Annotated in this window: 3 protein-coding genes; all 3 read right to left on the bottom strand. The window is 72.8% G+C overall.

Going from position 1 to position 26,351, the window contains the following annotated elements; genetic code table 11:
- Position 1: 1 nt before the first annotated feature.
- Genes Q3Y56_RS18115 through Q3Y56_RS18105 form a run of 3 tightly spaced genes read right to left on the bottom strand, consistent with a single transcriptional unit; the run spans position 2 to position 26,339 of the window.
- The gene (locus Q3Y56_RS18115) at positions 2–439 is read right to left on the bottom strand and encodes an acyl carrier protein (protein ID WP_304462953.1); all 438 of its coding nucleotides are present in this window, start codon (positions 437–439) and stop codon (positions 2–4) included.
- Entirely contained in the window at positions 367–6,579 is a 6,213-nt protein-coding gene (locus Q3Y56_RS18110) for a type I polyketide synthase (RefSeq protein WP_304462952.1), read from the bottom strand. The genes Q3Y56_RS18115 and Q3Y56_RS18110 overlap by 73 nt, the downstream gene beginning before the upstream one ends.
- Positions 6,579–26,339, bottom strand: a complete 19,761-nt coding sequence (locus Q3Y56_RS18105; protein ID WP_369696761.1) for a type I polyketide synthase — start codon at positions 26,337–26,339, stop codon at positions 6,579–6,581. Before Q3Y56_RS18105 ends, Q3Y56_RS18110 begins: the two co-directional genes overlap by 1 nt.
- Between the last annotated feature and the right edge of the window lie 12 nt (positions 26,340–26,351).

Here is a 26,351-nt window from a genome sequence, read left to right as displayed (position 1 = left end):
GTCACTTGTCCCTCTCGTCCAGAGCCAGATCGACCAGTGCTTCCAGGTCCAGGTCCCCCAGTTCGTCCGCGCCCGTGCCCGCGTCGGGGGCCGCGTCGGGCGCGGGTCCGTGGGTGCCCGTGGGAGACGGGTCGGCGCACGCCAGGACCCGTTCCAATAGGCCCGCGTTGCGCAGGCTTTCGATCGAGACGGTCCGTAGTACGTCTCGGATCCGCGCGTCATCGGCCGCCTGCGGGTCCGCTGCCGGACGCAGCAGACCGCAGATGTGCTGGCTCAGCTCGCGGGGTGTGGGGTAGCTGAAGACGAGCGTGGACGGCAGGCGCAGTCCGGTCGAGGAAGCCAGGCGGTTGCACAGTTCGACCGCGGTCAGCGAGTCGAATCCGAGGTGGGTGAACGCCTGGTCGGCGTCGACGCCCTCGCTGGTGGGGTGTCCGAGCACGATGGCGGCCTGTTCGCGGACCCACGTGAGGGCAACTGCCGCCGCCTCGTCCTGTGGCAGGGTGGCCAGGCCGAGGGGCCGCTGTCGCCGGTGGTGCTCGTCCGGCCACGGGGTGGACGGCCGCCGTCGACGAGGTCGCGCAGCAGGGGCGGCAGTTCGTCGCCGGTCATGTTGCGCAGCGCGGCCAGGTCCATCCGGGCCGGGATGAGTACGGGTGTGCCGATCGCGTGGGCCGAGTCGAACAGGGCCAGCGCTTCGGGCGTCGGCATCGCGGCGACGCCGAGGCGCCGGGACCGGGAGAGGGCGGCTTGGTCCAGGTCCGCGGTCATGCCGCTGCGCTGCTCCCACCAGCCCCAGCACAGCGACGTGCCGGCCAGGCCGGACGCCCTGCGCTGTGCCGCGAGACCGTCCAGGAAGGTGTTCGCCGCGGCGTAGTTCGCCTGTCCCGCGCTGCCGAGCGTGCCCGCGAGGGCGGAGAACTGGATGAACGCCGACAGGGTGTGGTCCCGGGTCAGCTCGTGCAGGTTGACCGCGCCGCCGACCTTGGCCCGCAGCACGCGTTCGAGGCTCTCGGCGGTCAGTGACTCGACGGTGCCGTCGGCGAGCGTGCCCGCCGCGTGCACGACCGCCGTCAGCGGGTGCTGCCGAGGCAGGTCCGCGAGCAGGTCCGCGACGGCGGCCCGGTCCGCGACGTCGCAGGCCACGACCGTGACCGTCGCGCCTGCCCCTTCCAGGTCCGAGACCAGCTCGGGAGCCCCGTCGGCCGCCGTTCCGCTACGGCTGGCGAGGACCAGGCTCCGCACACCGTGTTCGGCGACGAGGTGCCGTGCCACCAGCGCGCCCACTCCCCCGGTCCCGCCGGTGACAAGGACGGTGCCGCCGCCGAAGGCGTCGCCGACCTCGAGGACCAGCTTGCCGACGTGGCGGCCCTGGCTCATGTCGCGGAACGCCTTGCGCGCGTCGCGGATGCTCCGTACGGAGAGGGGGTTCAGGTGGATCCGCCCGTCGGCGAAGAGTTCCATGAGGGCTCGGAGCCGCTCGTGGGTCGCGTCCAGGTCTTCTTCGGAGAGGTCGAAGGCCTGGTAGTCGACTCCGGGGTGGTCGGCCGCCACCTGCTGGGGGGCGCGGATGTCGGTCTTGCCCATCTCGATGAAGTGCCCGCCGTTGGGGAGCAGCCTCAGCGAGGCGTCGACGAATCCGTGCGCGAGGGAGTTCAGGACGACATCGACGCCGCGGCCGTCCGAGGTGGCGCGGAACTTGTCCTCGAATTCCAGGTCCCGCGACGACGCCAGGTGTTCGTCGTCCAGGCCGAGGGCGCGCAGGGCGGGCCACTTGGCCGGGCTCGCGGTCGCGTAGATCTCGGCGCCGACGTGCTTGGCCAGTTGGACGGCGGCCATGCCGACGCCGCCTGCCGCGGCGTGGATGAGGATGCGCTGGCCCTTTTCGAGCTTCACCACGTGGAAGAGCGCGTGGTAGGCGGTGAGGAAGGCGCTCGGCACGGATGCCGCTTCGGCGTGGCTCCATCGGTCGGGGATGGGCACGAGCAGGCGCTGATCGGTCACGGCCACGCGCCCGAAGGCGCCGGAGAACGCGCCCATGACCCGGTCGCCCGGCGCAAGACCGGTGACGTCGTCGGCCACCTCGAGGACCGTTCCGGCTCCTTCACTGCCGATTCCGGCGCCGAAGGCGGTCCGCTCCACCAGGCCGAGGGCGATCGTGACGTCCCGGAAGTTGAGCCCGGCGGCCTGCACGGCGATGCGGACCTGCCCGCTCGTCAGGGGCTCGAGCACCTCGGGGCACGGCACCCAGGTCAGGTTCTCCAGCGTGCCCTTGACCGGGATGCCGAGGCGGTGAGCGCCGGTGGGGGGCGGCTCGATCTGGTGGTCGGCGGGTGCGGCCGGTGCCATGCGCGGGATGAGGTACGTGCCGCCGCGCAGCGCCAGTTGTTCATCGCCGAGGGTGAGCACGTCGGGGAAGCACGCCCAGGACGTCTCGTCGTCGTCGATGTCCACCAGCCGGAACCTGCCGGGGTGTTCTGTCTGGGCGGACCGGATCAGGCCCCACACGGACGCGCCGGGGAGGCTTTCGACGCTCTCCCCACCGCCGGTGTCGAGGGCCAGCCGGGTCAGCACCACCAGCGTGGATCCGGAGAGCCGCTCCTCGGCGAGGAACCGCTGGACGCAGTCGAGGACGCGCGTGTCCGCGTCGGTGACCTCGGCGAGCGGGTCGGTGCCCGCGGTGACGAAGTCGTCCAGGCACAGGACGACGTGCCGGGGGACCTCGCCTTGGAGGACGTCGTCCAGGGACGCGTACGGCACCGCCGTGGAGAGCCGGGAGGCCAGGCCGTCCCGGGCGCCGAGAACGCCCCACTGTCCGCGGTGGGTTTCTCGTGTGCCCCGCTGGAGGGGGAGCCATCGCAGTTCGTACAGCGATCGCTGGTGCCCGCCTCGTGCCGAGCGCAGGTGCTCGGGGCCTGCCGGTCGGAACGTCAGGGCCGCGACGTGCGCGATGTCGCGGCCGTGTTCGTCGGCGATCGTCAAGGACACGACGCCTTCGCCCGCCGGGGTCATGCGGACCCGCACGCTCGGGCCGCACTGCCCGGTCAGGTCCACCCCGGACCACGAGAACGGCATCCAGCCCTGGCCGTCGGTCACGTCGAGGACGCCGCCGACCGCCACCGCGTGGAGCACCGAGTCGATCAGCGCCGGATGCAGCGCGAACCCGTCGGCGGACACGTCGTGGGTCGTGGGCAGTGCGGCAAGGACGTAGAGGTCGTCGCCGTGCTGCCACACCTCTCGCAGCCCGCGGAAGGTCGGACCGTAGTCGAAGCCGGTGTCCGCGAGGGAGTCGTAGAAGCCGTCGATGGCGAGCTGCTTCGCCCCGGCCGGTGGCCATGCGGCGAGTGAGCGCGCGTCTTCGGTCCGCTCGGCCGGTCGCGGTGCGTCCGGTGCCAGGCTGCCCGTCGCGTGCCGGGTCCAGCCGCCCACCGTCCGGCCGTCGTCGCCGGAGCGCGAGTACACGTCCAGGGAGCGGTGGCCCGTCTCGTCCGCCGCGCCGACGACGACCCTCACCTGCACGTCACCCGTGCCGGGCAGGATCAGGGGAACTTCCAAGGAGAGTTCCTCGATCGCCGCGCACCCGACGGAGTCGCCCGCCCAGAGCGCCAGGTCCAGGTAGGCCGTTCCCGGTACGACGACCGCGCCGAACACGGCGTGGTCGGCCAGCCAGTCGTGGGTGTGCAGGGACCACCGGTCGGTGAACACCACCTCGCCGGTGCCGGGGTGGTCCACCACGGCACCGAGCAGCGGGTGCTGCGGGGCCGAGAGACCGGCGGAGGCCACGTCCGCGGCGCCCGCGGCGGCCGAGGGGTCCAGCCAGTAGCGCTGCCGCTCGAACGCGTACGTCGGAAGATCCACCCGTCGGCGTGTCCCGAACAGGGCGTCCCAGTCCACGGACCCGCCCCGGACGTGGAGTTGGGCCAGCGCGCCGATGAGGGCCTCCGGTGCCTCGCGGTCCCGCCGCGACGCCGAGAGGACCACCGCGTCGTCCACGCCCTCGCTGGCGAAGGCCTCTTTGGTGATGCTCGCGAGTGCCGATCCGGGGCCCACTTCGAGGAAGACGCGGGCACCGGCCGCACGGGCGTGCTCCACCGCGTCGAAGAAGCGGACGGGTTCGCGGACGTGGTTCACCCAGTGCTCGACGGACGTCAGCTCCGCCAGCGTGGCCTCGCGGCCCAGCCTCGTGGAGACGACCGGGATCGTCGTCTCGCCCGCGGGGAGAGCGTCGATCGACGCCGCGAACTCGTCCAGGATCGGGTCCATGAGCGGGGAGTGGAAGGCGTGGTCCACCTTCAGTGGTTTCGCCTGCGTGCCGTCGGCGACGAGCCGGTCCCGGAGTGCGAGGACCTCGTCGCGGGCGCCCGAGACCACCACCGACTCCGGACCGTTGACCGCCGCGACGCCGATGCGGTCGTACGGGCCGAGCAGGGCGCTCACCTCGTCTCGCGAGGCGCGCACCGCCAGCATGGCGCCCCGCTCGGTGACCGTCTGCATGACCCGTCCGCGAGCGGCCACGAGCCTGGTCGCGCCGTCCAGGTCGAGGGCGCCGGACACGTGGGCGGCGGTGATCTCGCCGACCGAGTGGCCGATCAGGCGGTCCGGCCGCGGGCAGTACCGCGTCATGAGCCGGTACAGGCTGACTTGCAGGGCGAAGAGGGCGGGCTGTGCGATGTCGGTTCGCTGGGCCTGGTCCTCCGCGAGCGCGTCGGCGAGGAGCAGGGGCTTCAGCTCGTAGGGCAGGTGGGTGTCGAAGCGTGCGCAGACCTCGTCGAGGCTCTGCGCGAAGACGGGGAAGGCGTCGTACATCTGCCGGGCCACACCGGCCCAGCCCGCGCCCTGCCCCGGGAACATGAAGGCGGAAGCGCCGAGTCTGCCCGCGACGCCACGCGCCACCCGGGCGGACTCCGCGCCGTCGCTCAACGACGCGAGACCGCTCAGCAACTCGTCCCGGTCACGGCCGATGACCACCGCGCGGTGCTCAAGCCGCGCCCGGCTCGACACCAGCGACCAGCCGACGTCGGCGATGTCCAGGCCCGCGTCGGCGGCGGCGAAGTCGCGCAGTCGCTCCGCCTGGGCCCGCAAGCCGTCCTCCGACCGCGCCGACACGACCCACGGCACCAGCCCGGCGGTGCCGCCCGGCACGTGATCGACGGTGGCGGGCGCCGTCGGCTGCTCGGGCGCGGTCTCCTGCTCGGGTGCCTGCTCGAGGATCAGGTGCGCGTTGGTGCCGCTCACGCCGAACGCCGACACCGCGGCCCGCCGGGGCCGGTCGTCGGTCTGCGGCCACGGCCGCTTGTCGGCGAGGAGTTCCACCGCGCCGGCCGACCAGTCCACATGCGACGTCGGCTCGTCCACGTGCAGCGTCTTCGGCAGGGTGCCGTGGCGCATGGCCATGACCATCTTGATGACGCCCGCCGCGCCCGCCGCGCACTGCGGGTGGCCGATGTTCGACTTCACCGACCCCAGCCACAGCGGCCGGTCAACGGGCCGGTCCTTGCCGTAGGTGGCGAGGAGCGCCTGCGCTTCGATGGGGTCGCCGAGGGTGGTGCCCGTGCCGTGCGCCTCGACGGCGTCCACCTGGTCCGCCGTCAGCCGCGCGTTGGCCAGGGCCTGGCGGATGACGCGTTGCTGGGAGGGGCCGTTGGGGGCGGTCAGGCCGTTGGAAGCGCCGTCTTGGTTGACGGCCGAGCCGCGTATGACGGCGAGGACCTGGTGGCCGTTCTTCCGCGCGTCGGAGAGGCGCTCGAGGAGCAGCAGCCCCACGCCCTCGCCCCAGGCCGTGCCGTCCGCCGCCTCGGCGAACGCCTTGCACCGCCCGTCCGCCGCGAGACCGCGCTGGCGGCTGAACTCGATGAACACGCCGGGCATCGCCATGACCGTCGCGCCGCCCGCGAGGGCCAGCGAGCACTCGCCGTTGCGCAGCGCCTGCGCGGCCATGTGCATCGTCACCAGCGACGACGAGCACGCCGTGTCGATCGTGACGGCCGGTCCTTCGAATCCCCACACGTAGGAGATGCGCCCGGAGGCGACCGCGACCGAGGTGCCCATCATCAGGTAGCCCTCGAGCGCTTCCGGTGACTCGTGCAGCGCCGGCCCGTACTCCTGGCGCGCGATCCCCACGAAGACTCCGGTGCGGCTGCCGCGCAGCGTCGTCGGGTCGATGCCGGCCCGCTCGATCGCCTCCCACGAGGACTGCAGCAGCAGGCGCTGCTGCGGTTCGATCGCCATCGCCTCGCGCGGGCTGATCTCGAAGAAGGCCGGGTCGAATTCGTCCGCGTCGTACAGGAAGCCGCCTTCTCGTACGTACGACTTGCCGTGGGTGCCCGGCTCGGGCGCGTAGAGACCGTCGACGTCCCAGCCGCGGTTGCGCGGGAAGCCGGAGATGGCGTCCCGCCCGGCGGCGACCAGCTCCCACAGGTCCTCCGGTGAGCGCACTCCGCCGGGATAGCGGCAGCTCATGCCGACGATCGCGATGGGCTCGTGTGCCGCCGCGGACAGCTCGGCGTTCACGCCGCGCAGGCGTTCGTTCTCCTTGAGAGAGGTTCGCAATGCCTCGACGACGGCATCGTTCGGTTCAGCCATCATGACCTCCGGGTCTCGTCGGGCACGTTGTCCATCGCCATACGCACCAGGTCGTTCACATCCATCTCGTCCAGCGCCGATGCGTCGCCGTTCTTCGGTGCGTGATCCGCACCGTTCGCCCCGGCGTCGGCCGTCTGCTCGGGGAACAGTTCTTCCCGCAGGTAACCCGCCACGACGACCGGCGTCGGATAGTCGAAGAGCAGCGTGCTGGGCAGGGGCAGCCCGGTCACGCGCCGCAGCCGGTTCCGTAGCTCCACGGACGTCAGCGAGTCGAATCCGACCAGGCTGAACGCCCGCTCGGCGCCGATCGCGTCCGGCCCGTTCAGGCCGAGGACCGCCGCGGCGTGCGCACGGACGGTGTCCAGCAGGGCCTCGTCCAGCTCGCCCCCCGACAGCCCCTTCAACTTGGCCATCAGGTCGCCTTCCGACGTCTCTGCGCCGGGGTCGCCGGGGTGCGCCGCGGTGGGCACGGCGACCTCGGGGAGGTCGGCGATGAGGAAGCTGGGGCGGGTCGCGGTGAAGACGGGCGCGTAGTCCGCCCACTCCACCTGGGCCACCATCACCTGTGTCTCGTCCCTGCCCAGTGAGGCGGCGAGGGCCGCCATCGCCTTCTCGGGAGCCATCGGCGGCAGTCCTTGCCCGCGCAGGCGTTCCGTCACCTCGTCGGTCACCATGCCGCCGCCCCAGGCTCCCCAGGCCACGGAGGTCGCGGGCAGCCCGGCCGCCCTCCGCACCTCGGCCAGCGCGTCGAGGAAGGCGTTGGCCGCGGCGTATCCGCCCTGCCCGCCGCTGCCCCAGATGCTGCCGACGGCCGAGGAGAACAGCACGAACGCGTCCAGGTCCAGGTCGGCGGTGAGCTCGTGCAGCACCGTGGCGGCGGCCACCTTGGGCCTGAGGACCTGTTCCAACTGCTCCGCCGTGAGCTGCTCCAGCAGCCCGTCCGCGAGCACCGCCGCGCTGTGGATCACCGCGGTCAGCGGGTGCTCCTCCGGTATCGAAGCCAGCAGCTTCCGCAGCTCGTCCCGGTCGGCGACGTCGGCGGCGGCCACGGTGACGCGCGAGCCGAGTTCCGTCAGCTCCGCCTCCAGTTCCGCGATGCCGGGCGCGTCCTTGCCGCGCCTGCCGACCAGCAGGATGTGGGGCGCGCCAGCCCGGGCCAGCCAACGGCAGGTGTGGGCTCCGACGGCGCCCGCGCCGCCCGTCACAAGGACGGTGCCGCGTGGGCGCCAGTCCTCCGCCGGGACGTCACCCAGCGGTGCCCGCGCGAGGCGGCGGCCGAACGCTCCGGAGGTGCGCACCGCCACCTCGTCCTCGCCGCGGTTTCCGGTTACGGCGTCGTCGAGGGCCGCGCACAGCAGGTGCGCGGCGCGCCCCTCCAGCTTGGCGGGCACGTCCACGAGTCCGCCCCAGCGTTCCGGCCGCTCCAGGGCCACCACCCGGCCCAGGCCCCAGATCTGGGCCTGCAGCGGGTTGGTGACGGCGTCGGCGGCCCCCGTGGACACCGCCTCGCTGGTCAGGAACCACAGCCTGCCCTCGACGCCCGCGTCATCCAGCGCCTGCACCAGGGCGACGGTGCCCGCGAGGCCGTCGGAGACCGGCTCGTGCGCGGCGCCGAGGCCGTCGTCAACGAGCGCGGCGAGCGAGAGCACGCCGGTGAGGCGGGCCGGGGCGGCCTCCTCCGCGAGCGTGTCGGCGAGCCGTCGGCCGAGCGTGGTGCGGCTGCGCAGGTCGGCCGACGCGACGTCCCATCGGATCACCCGGGCACGGCGTTGCCGTAGGGCGTCGAGCACCGTCTCCACGGCGGGGTCCGTGGCCGCCGCCTCGGGGACGACCACCAGCCAGGTGCTGCCTTCCCATGCCCGTGTCGCCCCGGTGCCGATGCCGAGCAGCGGCTTCCACGTGGCGCGGTAGCGCCAGCTTGCCAGCGCCGACCGGTCCAGGCGGCGGCGCCGCCACGACGCCATGGCGGACAGCACGGCGGGAAGGGCGGTGCTCACGCCGTCGCGCTCACCTTCCATGCCGTCGAGGCCCAGCGTGCTGATCAGCGCGTCCAGGTCCTCCCGCTCGACCGCGTCCCAGAACTTGGCCTCGACCGGGTCCGCGGAGACGCTGGTCGCACGGTCGGCGTCGGCCTTGCCGGTGTCGAGCAGCCAGTAGCTCTGGTGCTGGAAGGGGTAGGTGGGCAGGTCGAGGTGGGCGGGCCGGTTGGCGGGGTAGAAGGCCGCCCAGTCGACAGGGGCGTGGGTGTGCGCGGTCGCCAGGGAGGTCAGCACGCGCTGCCAGGAGTCCTCGTCACGGCGCAGAGTGCCGGTGACCAGGGCCCGCTCGCCGACCGGGTGGTCTTCGGCGGTCTCCTGGAGCGGGTGGTTCAGGACCGGGTGCGGACTGGACTCGACGAACAGGGTGTGCCCGTCGTCAAGCAGGGCGCGGATGGTCTGCTCGAACGCCACGGGGGTACGCAGGTTCTCGTACCAGTACGCCGCGCCCATCACCGTGGTGTCGGCCATCGCCTGACCCACGTGCCCGGCCACCGTCGAGTAGAACGCCACCGTCGCCGGACGGGGCTCAACAGGCGCGAGCAGCTCAAGGAGTTGGTCCTGCAGCGCCTCCACATGGAAGGTGTGGGAGGCGTAATCAACCGGGATACGACGGGCCCGGACGCCCTCGCTCTCGCAGTGCGCAAGCAGCTCCTCAAGCGCGTCCGCGTCACCGGCGACCACGGTGGCCGACGGCCCGTTCACCGCGGCCACCCCCACCCGGCCCTGCCAGCGCCCGATCAGCTCCTCAGCGGCCACCGCGGGCAGCGGCACCGAGACCATCCCGCCCCGGCCAGCGATGTCGGTGATGGCCTGAGAACGCAACGCCACAACCCGCGCGGAGTCCTCCAGCGACAGCACACCCGCGATATGCGCGGCAGCGATCTCACCCTGCGAGTGACCCACCACCGCATCCGGCGTGATGCCCAAGTGCTCCCACAGCCGGGCCAGCGAAATCATCATCGCCCACAGGGCGGGCTGTACGACATCCACCCGGTCGAAGCCGGGGGCGCCTTCCGCCTGGCTGAGTACGTCGATCAAGTTCCAGCCGGTGAACGGCTCAAGCGCCGCCGCACACGCCGACAAGTGCTCAGCAAAGACGGGGCTGGCGGCCATGAGCTGCACACCCATACCCACCCACTGCGACCCCTGTCCGGGGAACACGAACACCGTCTTGCCCGGCTCAGCGGCCACCGCACCAGCGACCACACTCGGAGAAGGCTCACCGGCGGCCAATGCCGCCAACGCGCCCCGGTAGTCCGCGAGTTCGCGGCCCACCAGCACGGCCCGGTGGTCGAACACGGAACGGCCCGCTGCCAGCGCGTGGCCGATCTCAGCGGGCGTCACCTGCGGGTGACGGTCCAGGTGGTCAAGGAGCCGGAGCGCCTGGTCCCGCAGCGCGTCCTGCGACTTCGCCGACACCGCCCACGGCAGCGTCCCATCCGTCACCACGACCGGCCCCGGCACGCCCTCATCGGCGGCGTCGCCGCCCTCCGGGGCCTGCTCGACGATGAGATGCGCGTTCGTGCCGCTGACGCCGAACGACGACACCCCAGCACGGCGCGGGCGCCCCGTCTCCGGCCAAGGCTGTGCCTCGGTCAGCAGTTCCACGGCCCCGGACTCCCAGTCCACGTGCGGGGACGGGGCGTCCACGTGCAGCGTCTTCGGCAGCACGCCGTGGCGCATGGCCATGACCATCTTGATGACGCCGCCCACGCCCGCCGCGGCCTGGGCGTGACCGATGTTGGACTTCAGCGAACCCAGCCACAGCGGCCGGTCCTCCGGCCGGTCCTGGCCGTAGGTGGCAAGGAGCGCGCCCGCCTCGATCGGGTCACCGAGGGTGGTTCCGGTCCCGTGGGCCTCGACCACGTCGATCTCCTCCGCCTGGACCCGGGCGTTGGCCAGGGCCTGCCGGATGACGCGCTCCTGCGAAGGCCCGTTGGGAGCGGTCAGGCCGTTGCTCGCACCGTCCTGGTTGACGGCCGAGCCGCGTACGACGGCAAGGACCTGGTGGCCGTTCTTCCGCGCGTCGGAGAGGCGCTCGAGGAGCAGCAGCCCCACGCCCTCCGCCCAGCCCGCGCCGTCCGCAGCCTCGGCGAACGCCTTGCACCGCCCGTCCGCCGCGAGACCGCGCTGGCGGCTGAACTCGATGAAGACATCGGGCGCCGCCATGACGGTGGCGCCGCCCGCGAGGGCCAGCGAGCACTCGCCGTTGCGCAGCGCCTGCGCGGCCAGGTGGATGGCCACCAGCGAGGAGGAGCAGGCGGTGTCCACCGTCACCGCCGAACCCTCGAACCCGAAGGTGTAGGAGACACGGCCGGAGGCGACGCTGCCCGCGCTGCCGTTGAGCAGGTAGCCCTCCAGGTCTTCGGGGACGGAGCTGAGGCGGCTGCCGTAGTCGCCGTACATGACTCCGGTGAAGACGCCGGTGGGGGTGGCCTGGAGGGTGTTGGGGTCGATGCCCGCGCGTTCGATGGTTTCCCAGGCGACCTCGAGGAGGAGGCGCTGCTGGGGGTCCATGGCGAGGGCTTCGCGGGGGCTGATGCCGAAGAAGGCGGGGTCGAAGCCGTCGGCGTCGTAGAGGAAACCGCCCTCGCGGACGTAGGTCCTGCCCGGTCGTTCGGGGTCGGGGTCGTACAGCTTCTCGATGTCCCAGCCGCGGGTGGTCGGGAACTCCGCGACGGCGTCCGACTCGCTCGCCACCAAGGACCACAGGTCGTCCGCGGATCGCACTCCGCCCGGGTACCGGCAGCCGATGGCCACGATCGCGATGGGCTCGTCGGCGGCGCCGACGACCGTGGTGGCCGGGGCGGCGGCGGGCGCGGGGGCGGTCGGGGCGAGAGTGGCGTGGAGGTGGGCGGCCAGGCGGCGCGGGGTCGGGTGGTCGAAGACGAGGCTGGCGGGGAGTCGGAGGCCGGTGGCGGCGTTGAGGCGGTTGCGGAACTCGACCGCGGTCAGCGAGTCGAAGCCCAGGTCCTTGAACGCCTGGGTGGGGTTGATGGTGTCGGGTGTGGCATGGCCGAGGACGACGGCGACCTCGGTGCGGACGAGGGTGGCGAGGGTGTCCTCGGCGTCCTCGGGGGAGAGGCGGGCCAGGCGGTCGCGGAGGTCGGCGGTGTTGGTCGCCGTGGCGGCGCTCGCCCTGCGGACGGGTGCCCGTACGAGGCCCTGGAGTACGGCGGGAACGGTGCCGGTCTCCAGGTGCGGACGGAGCAGGCTGGGGACGATCTTGGCGGGGATCGGGCAGGCGCCGCGTGTGGCGCGGGCGGCCTCGAACAGCGCGAGACCCTCCTCCGCCGTGATGGGCTTGATGCCGAGGCGGGCGGCGCGGGTCAGGTCCGCGTCGTCCAAGTGGCCGGTCATGTCGCTGCGCTGTTCCCAGAAGCCCCAGGCCAGCGAGGTGGCGGGCAGGCCGTCGGCGCGACGGCGCTGGGCCAGCGCGTCGAGGAAGACGTTCGCCGCGGCGTAGTTGCCCTGTCCCGGGGCGCCTAGGACTCCCGCTACGGAGGAGAAGAGGACGAACTCGTCGAGGTCCGTGTCGCGGGTGAGTTCGTGCAGGTGCCAGGCGGCGTCGACCTTCGGGCGGAACACGTGGTCGACGCGCTCCGCCGTCAGGGAGGTGACGGTGCCGTCGTCGAGGACGCCTGCGCTGTGCACGACGGCGGTGAGGGGGTGTTCGTCGGGGATGCCCGCGAGCAGCGCGGCGAGCGCGTCGCGGTCGGCGATGTCACACGCGGCGATGGTGACTCCCACGCCCAACTCTGTCAGTTCGGCGGCGAGTTCGGGTGCACCCGGAGCGTCAAGGCCACGCCGGCTGGTCAGCAGCAGATGACCAGCCGGCGTGGCCATCGCGTAGCGGCGGGCGAACATCGAGCCCAGGGTGCCGGTGCCGCCGGTGATCAGGACGGTGCCGCCCGCGGCGGGCTCCGGCACGGTGGCGTCGTCGGGCGGGGTCTGCCGCGCGAGCCGGGGGACGTACAACCGCTGCTGATCGCCCTGCTGCTGATCGCCGTCGCGGAGGGCCACCTGCGGCTCGCCCCCTGCCAGCGCCGCACGGAACGACTCGGCGGAGACAGTGTTCGCGTCCGCGAGGTCGATCACGGTGATACGGCCCGGGTTCTCGGTCTGAGCCGTACGGATCAGACCCCAGACGGCGGCGTCCGCGGGGCTTGGCGACTCGGTCCCGGCGTGGACCGCTACGGCTCGCCTGGTGACGAACACCAGTCGGCTGTCGGCCAGCCGCTCCTCGGCCAGCCACGACTTGACCGTGTCCAAGGCGTACTGAACGGCCTTACGCGCGGAGCCGGGGACGTCCTCGGCCGGGCCGGAACGGCCCAGCAGGCCGGTGGCGATGACCAGGTCCGGGAGGGCGGCGGTGTCGTCCGCCAGGAGGGTCGCCAGCTCCGGGTGGCTTGCGACCGCGACGCCCTCGGGCAGCGCCTCGACCAGCGCCGCGGGAGCGTCGGTGCCCAGGAACGCCACCCGGTCGGCCTTGAGGTCCTCCGCGCCGGGCGTGGGGACCCAGTCCAGGCGGAACAGGTGGTCGTCCGCGCCCGAAGCGACCGCCTTCGCCAACTGCTCGGCGGTGATCGGCCGCATGCCGAGGGACTCCACCTCGGCGACCGGCCGTCCGGCGGGGTCGGCGAGCCTGACGTGCAGGGCTCCCGCGTCAGTACGGGTGATCCGGACGCGCAGTGTCCGGGCGCCCACGGCGTGCAACTGGACGTTCGACCAGGCGAACAGCAGTGGCACCTCGTCCGAGCCCTGCTCGGAGCGGTCGAAGACGGTCGCGTGGAGTGCGGCGTCGAAGAGGGCGGGGTGGATGCCGTACTGGTCGGCGTCGGTGGTGTCGGCGTTGTCGGTCTTGTTAGTGGGGAGGGTGACCTCGGCGTAGAGGGTGTCGCCCTGGCGCCAGGCGGCGGTCACGCCCTGGAAGGTGGGGCCGTAGTGGTAGCCGAACCCGGCGATGAGGTCGTAGAGGGTGTCGGCGGGCAGGACGGTGGCGCCGGTCGGCGGCCATGCCGTCGGCTCCGCCCACTGCGCCGTGTCCGGTGTGGCGGACGGCTGGGGGCTGAGGGAGCCGGTGGCGTGGCGGGTCCACGGCCAGTCGGGTGTGGCGTCGTCGGGCCGGGAGTGAACGGTGAAGGCTCGGTGGCCTTCGCCGTCGGGTGCGGCTACACGCACCTGCACGTGGAAACCGCCTACGGCCGGGAGCGTCAGAGGCGCTTCGAGCGTCAGGTCGTCCAGGTGCGGAGCGTCGATGATCTCGCCGATGTGGAGGGCGAGTTCGACGAACGCGGTGCCGGGCACGAGCGGCGTTTCGTACACGGCGTGGTCGGCCAGCCAGGGGTGGCTGCGCAGCGACAGGCTCCCGGTGAACAGGTGGCCGTCGCCGTCCGCGAGGGCGACGGCGGCACCGAGCAGCCCGTGTTCGGTGGCGCGCAGGCCGAGGGTGTGGGGGTCGGTGGCGGTGGTGGTGTCGAGCAGCCAGTAGTGCTGGTGCTGGAAGGGGTAGGTGGGCAGGTCGAGGTGGGTGGGCCGGGTGGCGGGATAGAAGGCCGCCCAGTCGGCGGTGGTGTGGGTGTGCGCGGTCGCCAGGGAGGTCAGTACGCGCTGCCAGGAGTCCTCGTCGCGACGCAGGGTGCCGGTGACCAGGGCCCGCTCGCCCACCGGGTGGTTCTCGGCGGTCTCCTGGAGGGGGTGGGTCAGGACCGGGTGCGGGCTGGCCTCGATGAACAGGGTGTGCCCGTCGTCAAGCAGGGCGTGGACGGTGGCTTCGAAGGCCACGGTGGTGCGCAGGTTCTCGTACCAGTACGCCGCGCCCATCACGGTGGTGTCGGCCATCGGGCCGTTGGCGTGGGCGGTGACGCTGGAGTAGAACGCGATGGTGGCGGGCTGGGGCTCGATGGGTGCGAGCAGCTCGAGGAGTTGGTCGTGGAGGGCCTCGACGTGCGGGGTGTGGGAGGCGTAGTCCACGGGGATGCGGCGGGCCCGGATGTCCTGGGCCTCGCAGTGCGCAAGGAGCTCCTCAAGGGCGTCGGCGTCACCGGCGACGACGGTGGCCGACGGCCCGTTCACCGCGGCGATCACCACCCGGCCCTGCCAGCGCCCGATCAGCTCCTCAGCCGCCGCCGCGGGCAGCGGCAGCGAGACCATCCCGCCCCGGCCAGCGATGTCGGTGATGGCCTGAGAACGCAACGCCACGACGCGCGCGGAGTCCTCCAGCGACAGCACACCCGCGATATGCGCGGCAGCGATCTCACCCTGCGAGTGACCCACCACCGCATCCGGCGTGATGCCCAAGTGCTCCCACAGCCGGGCCAGCGAAATCATCATCGCCCACAGGGCGGGCTGTACGACATCCACCCGGTCGAAGCCGGGGGCGCCTTCCGCCTGGCTGAGTACGTCGATCAAGTTCCAGCCGGTGAACGGCTCAAGCGCCGCCGCACACGCCGACAAATGCTCGGCGAAGACCGGCGAGGTACGCATCAACTCCACGCCCATGCCGACCCACTGCGACCCCTGTCCGGGGAACACGAACACCGTCTTGCCCGGCTCGGCGGCCACCGTTGTGGTCACGACATGGGCGGTGGGCTCACCGGCGGCCAGCGCGGCCAGGCCGCCCCTGAAGTCGGCCGGCTCCCGGCCGATCACCACGGCGCGGTGATCGAACAGCGAACGACCCGCCGCCAGCACATGCCCAATCTGAGCGGGCGTCACCTGGGGATGACGGTCGAGGTGGTCGAGCAAGCGACGCGCCTGCTCCCCCAGCGCGGCCTCCGACTTCGCCGACACGACCCACGGCAGCGTCCCGTCCGTCAGCACCACAGGACCCGGCACCTCCTCGTCGGCGGCGCCCTCGATCTCCGGCGCCTGCTCGACGATGAGATGGACATTGGTGCCGCTGACACCGAAGGCGGAGATGCCCGCGCGGCGCGGGCGGCCGGTGTCCGGCCAGGACCGCTCCTCGGTCAGCAACTCCACCGCGCCCGTGGTCCAGTCGACGTGCGGGGTCGGCTCGTCCACGTTCAGCGTGGGGGGCAGCACTCCGTGCCGCAGAGCCATGACCATCTTGATGACGCTGCTCACACCCGCCGCGGCCCCCAGGTGGCCGATGTTGGACTTCAGCGAGCCCAGCCACAGCGGCCGGTCCTCCGGCCGGTCCTGGCCGTACGTGGCAAGCAGCGCCTGCGCCTCGATCGGGTCGCCGAGCGTCGTACCCGTGCCGTGGGCCTCGACGACGTCGACCTCGTCGGCCTGGACGCGGGCGTTGGCCAGGGCCTGCCGGATGACGCGCTCCTGCGAAGGCCCGTTGGGAGCGGCGAGGCCGTTGCTCGCACCGTCCTGGTTGACGGCCGAGCCGCGTACGACCGCAAGGACCTCGTGGCCGTTCTTCCGCGCGTCGGAGAGGCGTTCCAGGAGGAGGACACCCGCGCCCTCGCCCCAGCCCGTGCCGTCGGCGGCGGCCGCGAACGCCTTGATCCGCCCGTCGGGCGCGAGCCCCCGCTGCCTGCTGAACTCGGTGAACACACCCGGAGTCGCTATCACCGACACGCCGGCGGCCACCGCGAGGGTGCACTCGCCCTGACGCAGCGCCTGCGCCGCCTGGTGCAACGCCACCAGAGACGACGAACAGGCCGTATCAACCGTGATCGCCGGGCCCTCAAGCCCAAGGAAGTAGGCCAGCCGACCCGAGATCACACTGGTCATCGTGCCGGTCACCAGGAGACCGTCCGTCCCCTCGGCGGCCTCGTGCAGGTGCGGGCCGTAGCCCATCGACACCGCACCGACGAACACGCCGGTCTGGCTGCCGCGCAGCGCGGTCGGGTCGATGCCCGCCCGCTCGAACGCCTCCCAGGAGGTCTCGAGGAGCAGCCGCTGCTGCGGGTCCATCGCCGTCGCCTCACGCGGGCTGATCCCGAAGAATCCGGCATCGAACCCGCCCGCGTCGGAGAGGAACCCGCCCTCGCGGACGTAGCTCTTGCCCGAGCGGTCCGGATCGGGGTCGTACAGCCCCTCGACGTCCCAGCCGCGGGTGGTCGGCAATCCGGAGATCGCCTCGCTGCCGGACGCGACAAGATCCCACAACTCCTCCGGCGATCCCACGCCCCCGGGAAGTCGGCACCCGATGCCCACCACGGCCACCGGCTCGTCCAACGCGGCAGCCACCACCACCGGCTCAGCGCCGGACACCGCCTCACCGAGCAACTCACCACGCAGATGGCGGGCCAACGCGTTCGGTGTCGGGTAGTCGAAGACCGCCGTCGTCGGCACGCGCATGCCCATGGTCGCGCTCAGACGGTTGCTCAGCTCCACCGCGGACAGCGACTGAAAGCCGAGGTCCTTGAACTTGCTGTCCGGCCGGACCGCCTCCGGGGTCGCGTGCCCGAGGACCGTCGCGGCGTGCGCACGCACGACCTCCGCCAGCTCACGCTCCGCCTCGGCCACGGGCATCCCGGCGAACCGCTGCCCACCTGCGACAGCGCCCACCGAACCGGCCGCCGATCCGGCCACCGCCTGTCCGGCCGCGATCACGTTCCCCGCGCTTCCGGAGGCCCCGAGCCAGTACCGCTGGTGCTGGAAGGCGTAGGTCGGCAGGTCGACGACGCGTGCCGCCCGGCCCTCGAACACCACCGGCCAGTCGACGTCCACGCCCCGCGCCCACGCCTCACCGACGGAGGCGTAGAACCGCTCCAGGCCCCCCTCGTCGCGACGCAGTGAGCCCACGGCCACGACCTCGGTCCCGGCGGCCTCCGCGGTGCCCATGAGGCCCGACGTCAGCACTGGGTGAGCACTGGGCTCCACGAAGGCCCGGAAGCCGTCGTCAAGGAGGGTGCGGATGGTCTGCTCGAACGCCACGGGGGTGCGCAGGTTCTCGTACCAGTACGCCGCGCCCATCACCGTGGTGTCGGCCATCGGCCGGCCCACGTGCCCGGCCACCGTCGAGTAGAACGCCACCGTCGCCGGTCGGGGCTCAACGGGTGCCAGCAGCTCAAGGAGTTGGTCCTGCAGCGCCTCCACATGGAAGGTGTGGGAGGCGTAGTCCACGGGGATGCGGCGGGCCCGGATGTCCTGGGCCTCGCAGTGCGCAAGGAGCTCCTCAAGGGCGTCGGCGTCACCGGCGACGACGGTGGCCGACGGCCCGTTCACCGCGGCGATCACCACCCGGCCCTGCCAGCGCCCGATCAGCTCCTCAGCCGCCGCCGCGGGCAGCGGCAGCGAGACCATCCCGCCCCGGCCAGCGATGTCGGTGATGGCCTGAGAACGCAACGCCACAACCCGCGCGGAGTCCTCCAGCGACAGCACACCCGCGATATGCGCGGCAGCGATCTCACCCTGCGAGTGACCCACCACCGCATCCGGCGTGATGCCCAAGTGCTCCCACAGCCGGGCCAGCGAAATCATCATCGCCCACAGGGCGGGCTGTACGACATCCACCCGGTCGAAGCCGGGGGCGCCTTCCGCCTGGCTGAGTACGTCGATCAAGTTCCAGCCGGTGAACGGCTCAAGCGCCGCCGCACACGCCGACAAATGCTCGGCGAAGACCGGCGAGGTACGCATCAACTCCACGCCCATGCCGACCCACTGCGACCCCTGTCCGGGGAACACGAACACCGTCTTGCCCGGCTCAGCAGCCACCGCACCAGCGACCACACTCGGAGAAGGCTCACCCGCCGCCAACGCCGCCAACGCGCCCTCGAAGTCGGCCAGTTCGCGGCCGATCACCACCGCCCGGTGGTCGAACGCCGACCGCGACACCGCCAGCGACAACCCCACATCAGCCGCCGACAGGTCCGCACCGGCGGCCACGAAGCCCGCCAACCGCCCCGCCTGCGCCCCCAACGCCGCCGCACTCTTACCCGACACCAGCCACGGCACCGGCCGGTCCGTCAGCACCGGCCCGTCCGCCGCCTCCGGCCCGTCCGCCGTCACCGCCGGACGCGGCACATCCGCGCCAGCGGCGCCCCCGCCCTGCGGGGCCTGCTCAAGCACCAAGTGCGCGTTGGTCCCGCTGATGCCGAACGACGACACACCAGCACGGCGCGGGCGTCCCGTCTCCGGCCAAGACTGTGCCTCGGTCAGCAGCTCCACCGCGCCCATGGTCCAGTCCACGTGCGGGGACGGCGCGTCCACGTTCAGCGTGCGGGGCAGCACCCCGTGCCGCAGGGCCATGACCATCTTGATCACACTGGCGGCGCCGGAGGCCGCCATGGTGTGGCCGATGTTGGACTTCAGCGAACCCAGCCACAGCGGCCGGTCCTCCGGCCGGTCCTGGCCGTACGTGGCAAGCAGCGCCTGCGCCTCGATCGGGTCGCCGAGCGTCGTACCCGTGCCGTGCCCCTCGACCGCGTCGACCTCGTCCGGGGTGAGGCGGGCGTTGGCCAGGGCCTGCCGGATGACGCGCTCCTGCGAAGGCCCGTTGGGAGCGGTCAGGCCGTTGCTGGCGCCGTCCTGGTTGACGGCCGAGCCGCGGATGACGGCGAGCACGGGGTGCCCGTTGCGCTGTGCGTCGGAGAGGCGTTCCAGGAGGAGGACACCCGCGCCCTCGCCCCAGCCCGTGCCGTCGGCGGCGGCCGCGAACGCCTTGATCCGCCCGTCGGGCGCGAGACCGCGCTGCCTGCTGAACTCGGTGAACACACCCGGGGTGGTCATCACGGACACACCGGCGGCCACCGCGAGGGTGCACTCGCCCTGACGCAGCGCCTGCGCCGCCTGGTGCAACGCCACCAGAGACGACGAGCACGCCGTATCGACGGTGATCGCCGGGCCTTCGAGCCCGAGGAAGTAGGACAGTCGACCGGAGATGACACTGGCTATCTTGCCGGTCAGGAGCAGGCCGTCCAGGCCCTCCGCGGACTCATGGAGCAGCGGGCCGTACTCCTGGGTCATGGCGCCGACGAAGACGCCGGTCCGGCTGCCGCGCAGCGCGGTCGGGTCGATGCCCGCCCGTTCGATCGCCTCCCAGGCGGTCTCGAGGAGCAGTCGCTGCTGCGGGTCCATCGCCGTCGCTTCAAGCGGGCTGATCTCGAAGAATCCGGCGTCGAACGCCGCCGGGTCGGAGAGGAAGCCCGCCTCGCGGACGTAGCTCTTGCCCGAGCGGTCCGGATCGGGGTCGTAGAGCCCCTCGACGTCCCAGCCGCGATCCGTCGGCAATCCGGAGATCGCCTCACTGCCGGACGCGACCAGCTCCCACAGCTCCTCCGGCGATCCCACGCCGCCGGGAAGTCGGCAGCCGATGCCCACCACGGCCACCGGCTCGTCCAGCGCGGCAGCCACGACCACGGGCTCGGCGCCGGACACCGCCTCTCCGAGCAGCTCACCGCGCAGATGGCGGCCCAGCGCGGACGGCGTCGGGTAGTCGAAGACGGCTGTCGGTGACAGGCGCAGGCCCGTGGCGGCGTTGAGGTGGTTGCGGAGCTCGACCGAGGACAGTGAGTCGAAGCCGAGTTGTTTGAAGGTGCTGTCCGGCCGGACCGCCTCCGGGGTCGCGTGCCCAAGCACTGTCGCGGCGTGAGCACGCACCATCTCCGTCAGCTCGCGCTCCGCCTCGGCCGCGGACATCCCGGCGAACCGCTGCCCGCCCACGGCACCGCCCGCCGAACCGGCCGCGGCGGTGCGCCGGGTGGCGCGGGGGCGCACCAGGGCGCCGAGCACCGCGGGCAGCGCACCGTTCTGGCCCTGGGCGAGCCGTGCGGTGTCCAGGCGCGCGGGAACGAGCGTCGGTTCGTTGCGGGCGACGGCCGCGTCGAACAGGGCGAGCCCCTCCTGTGACTGGAGAGGCGTCAGGCCGACGCGGGTCATCCGCGCCAGGTCCGCCCGGTCCAGCTCCCCCGTCATATCGCTGCGCTGGTCCCACAGGCCCCAGGCGAGCGACGTGGCCGGGAGTCCCTGGGCCCGGCGGTGCGCGGCCAGCGCGTCGAGGTAGACGTTCGCCGCCGCGTAGTTGCCCTGCCCGGCGCCGCCGAGCGCGCCCATCACTGAGGAGAACAGGACGAACGCCGCAAGATCCCGGTCCTGGGTGAGCCGGTGCAGGTGCCAGGCCGCGTCCGCCTTGGGCCGCAGCACCGCGTCGAGGCGCTCGGGCGTCAGCGCGGAGACCAGGCCGTCGTCAAGGACGCCCGCCGTGTGCACGACCGCGGTCAGCGGGTGCTCGGCCGGTATCGCCTCAAGCAGGTCGGACAGCGCGTCGGGGTCGGAGACGTCGCACGCCACCGCCGTGGCCGTCGCCCCGAGCCCGGCCAGCCGCTCGACCAGTTCCCCGGCTCCTTCGGCCCCGGGCCCGCGGCGGCTGACCAGCAGCAGGTGCCGCACCCCGTGCTCGGTGGCCAGGTGCTGGGCGAGCAGCCCGCCCAGCGTGCCGGTGCCGCCGGTGATCAGTACGGTGCCTTCGGGGTCCCACACCGGTGGCGTGGTCAGTACGGTCTTTGCGGCGTGCTGGGCCTGGCTGAGCGCGCGGAACGCCTCCGGCGCCCGCCGCATGTCCCAGGCCCGCACCGGCGCGTGCCGCAGGGCACCGCGCTCGAACAGCGCGACGATCTCGGTGAGCGTCTGCTGGAACCGCTCCGGCTCCGCGAGGGCCACCTCGATCAGGTCGAACGCCTGGTACTCCACGCCGGGGTGGGTCCCGGCCGTCTCCATCGGGTCGGGGGCGTCGGTCTCCCGCGAGTGGGATACGTCGGTCCTGCCCGTCGCCACGAAACGGCCCCCGGGCGGCAGCAGCCGGAGCGAGGCGTCCATGAACTCCCGGTCCTGGCCGCCCGGTACGACATCGACGCCCAGTACGACGTCGACGCCCCGGCCGTCGGTGGCGGACAGCAGCCGCTCCGCCAGCTCCGGCGTGCGCGACGACGCGATGTGCTCGTCGTCGAGCCCGTACGCCCGCAGGGCGTCCCGCTCGCTGGTGCTCGCCGTGCCGAACACCTCCGCGCCCAGATGCCGCGCCAGTTGGACCGCGGCCGTACCCACGTCTCCGGCGGCGGCGTGCACGAGCAGGGACTCGCCCGGCCGCAGCCCCGCCAGGTTCACCAGGCCGTGGTACGCCGTCCCGAACGCCATGGGCACCGACGCCGCGTCCTCGAACGACCAGCCGTGGGGGATCCGCACGACCAGGCGGTGATCGGTGACCGCCACGGGGCCGAACGCCCCCGGCAGCAGGCCCATCACCTGGTCGCCGGGCCGCAGCCCGGTCTGGTCCGAGCCGACCTCGGTCACCACCCCGGCGCCCTCGATGCCCATGGTGGAGCCGTACTCCGGGGTGGCGCCGAGTGCGCTCGACACGTCCCGGACGTTCAGTCCCGCCGCTCGCACGGCGACGCGGATCTGGTGCGGCAGCAGCGGCTCCGCCGCGTCGGGGGCCGCCACCAGGGACAGCTCGTCCAGCGTTCCGCGGCCGGTCGCGTCCAGCCGCCACGCCCCCTGCTCCTGGGGGAGTGCCAGCGCGCCGTCGGTCTCGGCCCGGACGAGCCGTGGCACCAGGACCGCTCCCCCGCGCACCGCCATCTGCGGCTCGCCGCAGGCGAGCGCGACGGGCAGGGCTCGCAGGGAACGCTCGTCCTCATCGACGTCCACGAGGACGAAGCGGTCCGGGTTCTCCGTCTGCGCGGTGCGCAGCAGACCCCACACCGGAGCGGAGGCGAGGTCCGGCCGCTCCGCGTGGCCGGTCACCACCGCGCCGCGGGTGACCAGCACAAGGCGTGTGTCGGCGAACCGCTCGTCGGCGAGCCACGACCGCACCAAGGACAGCGCCTTGAGCAGCTCGGCGCGGGCGGCGGCGGGATCGCCGGACGTGGCGTGTTCGTCGGGCAGATGGCAGGCCAGGACGAGTTCGGGCCGGGAGTCGGCGTCGGTGGTGGCGAGTTCCTCGAACGCGTCGCTGAGCGCGGTCAGGTCCGCGTACCGATGCAGCCGCGCACCGTCCACCACGGTGCCGAGACCGAGTCCGTCGTCGCCCACCAGTGCCCACGGGGCGACCGGGTTCCCAGCGGCGTCCCGCACCGACCGGCTCACCCATTCCATGCGGTACAGCGCGTCGTTGCGCACGTCCCGAGCCCCGCCCAGCTTCGCGGGGTCGACGGGCCGCAGCGTCAGCGAACCGACCGACGCGACCAGCGCGCCCTCGGTGTCGGCGACCTCCACCTCCAGGGCGTCGTGGCCCGCCGGGGTCAGCCGCACCCGCACGTTCGTGGCGCCGTTCGCGTGCAGCCGTACGTCGGACCACACGAACGGCAGCCTCGGCGGCTCCGTTCCCCGCCCGGTCCCCGGGCCGTCCGGGGTGAGCCCGGCGTGCAGGGCCGCGTCAAGCAGCGCGGGGTGGATGCCGAAGGCGGTCGCGTCGGCGAGCCGCTCCTCCGGCAGCGCCACCTCGGCGTACACCTCCTGCCCTCGCTTCCACATCGCCCGCAGTCCCTGGAAGGCGGGGCCGTACTGATACCCGATGAGGGCAAGCGACGAGTACAGCTCATCGGTGTCCACCGGCGCCGCTTCGGCGGGCGGCCACACCCTGGGATCCCACGAGGACGGCGCCGGACCGCCGGAGGCGAGCACGCCCGTGGCATGGCAGGTCCAGGGCACACCCGTCCCCTCGCCGTCGGGCCGGGAGTAGACGCTCACGGATCGCCGTCCGGCGTCGTCGGCGTCGTCGGCCTCGCCGACCTCCACCCGCAACTGGACGCCGCCGGTCGCGGACAGCACGAGCGGTGCTTGCAGGGTAAGTTCCTCAAGGTGGTCGCCGCCCACCTCGTCACCCGCGCGGAGTGCCATCTCGACGAAGGCCGTGCCGGGCAGCAGAACGGTGTCGGAGACCGCGTGGTCGACCAGCCAGCCGTGCGTCTGCAGCGACAACCGACCGGTCAGCACGGTGCCGCCCGTGCCCGCCAGCTCCACCGCCGCACCGAGCAGCGGGTGTTCGACCGCCGCCTGTCCGGCCGCGACCGCGTCTGCGGTGCCCCCGGACGACTCCATCCAGTAGTGCTGGTGCTGGAAGGGGTAGGTCGGGAGGTCGAGGTGGGTGGGCCGGGTGGCGGGGTAGAAGGCCGCCCAGTCGGCGGTGGTGTGGGTGTGCGCGGTCGCCAGGGAGGTCAGTACGCGCTGCCAGGAGTCCTCGTCGCGACGCAGGGTGCCGGTGACCAGGGCCCGGTCACCCACCGGGTGGTTCTCGGCGGTCTCCTGGAGGGGGTGGGTCAGGACCGGGTGCGGGCTGGCCTCGATGAACAGGGTGTGCCCGTCGTCAAGGAGGGAACGGGTCGCGGCCTGGAAGTCCACGGTGGTGGCCAGGTTGTCGTACCAGTACTGGGCGCCCATCACCGTGGTGTCGGCCATCGGCCCGCCGAGGTGTCCCGTGACGCTGGAGTAGAACGCGACGGTGGCGGGCCGGGGCTCGATGGGTGCGAGCACATCCAGCAACTGGTCGTGGAGCGCCTCGACGTGCGAGGTGTGGGAGGCGTAGTCCACGGGGATGCGGCGGGCCCGGATGCCCTGGGCCTCGCAGTGCGCAAGCAGCTCCTCAAGGGCGTCGACGTCACCGGCGACGACGGTGGCCGACGGCCCGTTGACCGTGGCGATGGCCAGCCGCCCCTGCCAGCGCCCGATCAGCTCGGAGGCCTCGGCCGCGGGCAGCGGCAGCGAGACCATCCCGCCCCGGCCCGCGATGTCGGTGATGGCCTGAGAACGCAACGCCACGACGCGCGCGGAGTCCTCCAGCGACAGCACACCCGCGATATGCGCGGCGGCTATCTCGCCCTGCGAGTGACCCACCACCGCATCCGGCGTGATGCCCAAGTGCTCCCACAGCCGGGCCAGCGAAATCATCATCGCCCACAGGGCGGGCTGTACGACATCCACCCGGTCGAAGCCGGGGGCGCCTTCCGCCTGGCTGAGTACGTCGATCAAGTTCCAGCCGGTGAACGGCTCAAGCGCCGCCGCACACGCCGTCAGATGCTCGGCGAAGACCGGCGAGGTACGCATCAACTCCACGCCCATGCCGACCCACTGCGCCCCTTGCCCGGGGAAGACGAACACGGTCTTCCCAGGCCGGGCGGCCACCGCACCGGCGACCACGCCCGGAGAGGGCTCACCTGCGGCCAGCGCCGCCAACGCGGCCCGGTAGTCCGCCAGTTCGCGGCCCACCAGCACGGCCCGGTGGTCGAACACGGAACGGCCCGCTGCCAGCGCGTGGCCGATCTCAGCGGGTGTCGCCCGCGGGTGACGGTCGAGGTGGTCGAGAAGTCGGAGCGCCTGGTCCCGCAGCGCGTCCTGCGACTTCGCCGACACCGCCCACGGCAGCGTCCCATCCGTCACCACGACCGGTCCCGGCACGCCCTCGTCGGCGGCGTCGCCGCCTTCCGGGGCCTGCTCGACGATGAGATGCGCGTTGGTGCCGCTGACGCCGAACGACGACACCCCAGCACGGCGCGGCCGGTCGGTCCCCGGCCAGGCCCGGTTCTCGGTGAGGAGTTCCACCGCTCCCGCGGCCCAGTCCACGTGCGAGGACGGCGCGTCCACGTGCAGCGTGCGGGGCAGCACCCCGTGCCGCATGGCCATGACCATCTTGATGACGCCGCCCACGCCCGCCGCGGCCTGGCTGTGGCCGATGTTGGACTTCAGCGAACCCAGCCACAGCGGCCGGTCCTCCGGCCGGTCCTGGCCGTACGTGGCAAGCAGCGCCTGCGCCTCGATCGGGTCGCCGAGCGTCGTACCCGTGCCGTGGGCCTCGACGACGTCGACATCCTGCGCCGAAAGGCCCGCGCCGGCCAGGGCCTGGCGTATCACGCTCTCCTGCGAAAGCCCGTTGGGGGCGGTGAGGCCGTTGCTGGCGCCGTCCTGGTTGACGGCCGAGCCGCGTACGACGGCAAGGACCTGGTGGCCGTTCTTCCGCGCGTCGGAGAGACGCTCGAGCAGCAGCAGTCCCACGCCTTCCGCCCAGGCCGTGCCGTCCGCCGCCTCGGCGAACGCCTTGCACCGCCCGTCCGCCGCGAGACCGCGCTGGCGGCTGAACTCCACGAACATCCCCGGCGTCGCCATGACGGTGGCGCCGCCCGCCAGGGCCAGCGAGCACTCGCCGTTGCGCAGCGCCTGCGCGGCCAGATGGATGGCCACCAGCGACGCGGAGCAGGCGGTGTCCACCGTCACCGCCGAACCCTCGAACCCGAAGGCGTAGGAGACACGGCCGGAAGCGACGCTCGCGGTGTTGCCGGTCAACAGGTACCCGTCGAACCCGGCGGCGCCGTCGTGCAACTGAGGGCCGTACTCCTGGGTCATGGCGCCGACGAACACGCCGGTCCGGCTGCCGCGCAGCGCGACCGGGTCGATGCCCGCCCGCTCGAACGCCTCCCAGGAGGTCTCGAGGAGCAGCCGCTGCTGCGGGTCCATCGCCGTCGCCTCACGCGGGCTGATCCCGAAGAACGCGGGGTCGAACTCGGCCGCGTCGGAGAGGAATCCGCCCTTGGTGACATAGGAGGCGCCGGGTCGGTCCGGGTCGGGATCGAGGAGCTTCTCGGCGTCCCAGCCCCGGTCGGTGGGGAAGTCGGTGATGGCGTCGACGCCTTCGCTGACGAGGTGCCACAGGTCCTCGGGGGCGCGGACGTCTCCGGGATAGCGGCAGGCCATGCTCACGATCGCGATGGGCTCGCGCCTGGACTCCTCCAGGTCGTGCACCTGCTCGCGCAGGGCCTGCGCATCGTCGACGGCGCGTCGCAAGTAAGACCGGAGCTTGTCGACGTCATTCACCAGGGCCTCCTC

This window comes from Streptomyces sp. XD-27, assembly GCF_030553055.1.
GTDB lineage: Bacteria > Actinomycetota > Actinomycetes > Streptomycetales > Streptomycetaceae > Streptomyces.
The sequence above is the reverse complement of the archived record's forward strand: the minus strand, read 5'-3'. Positions and strand labels throughout refer to the sequence as shown.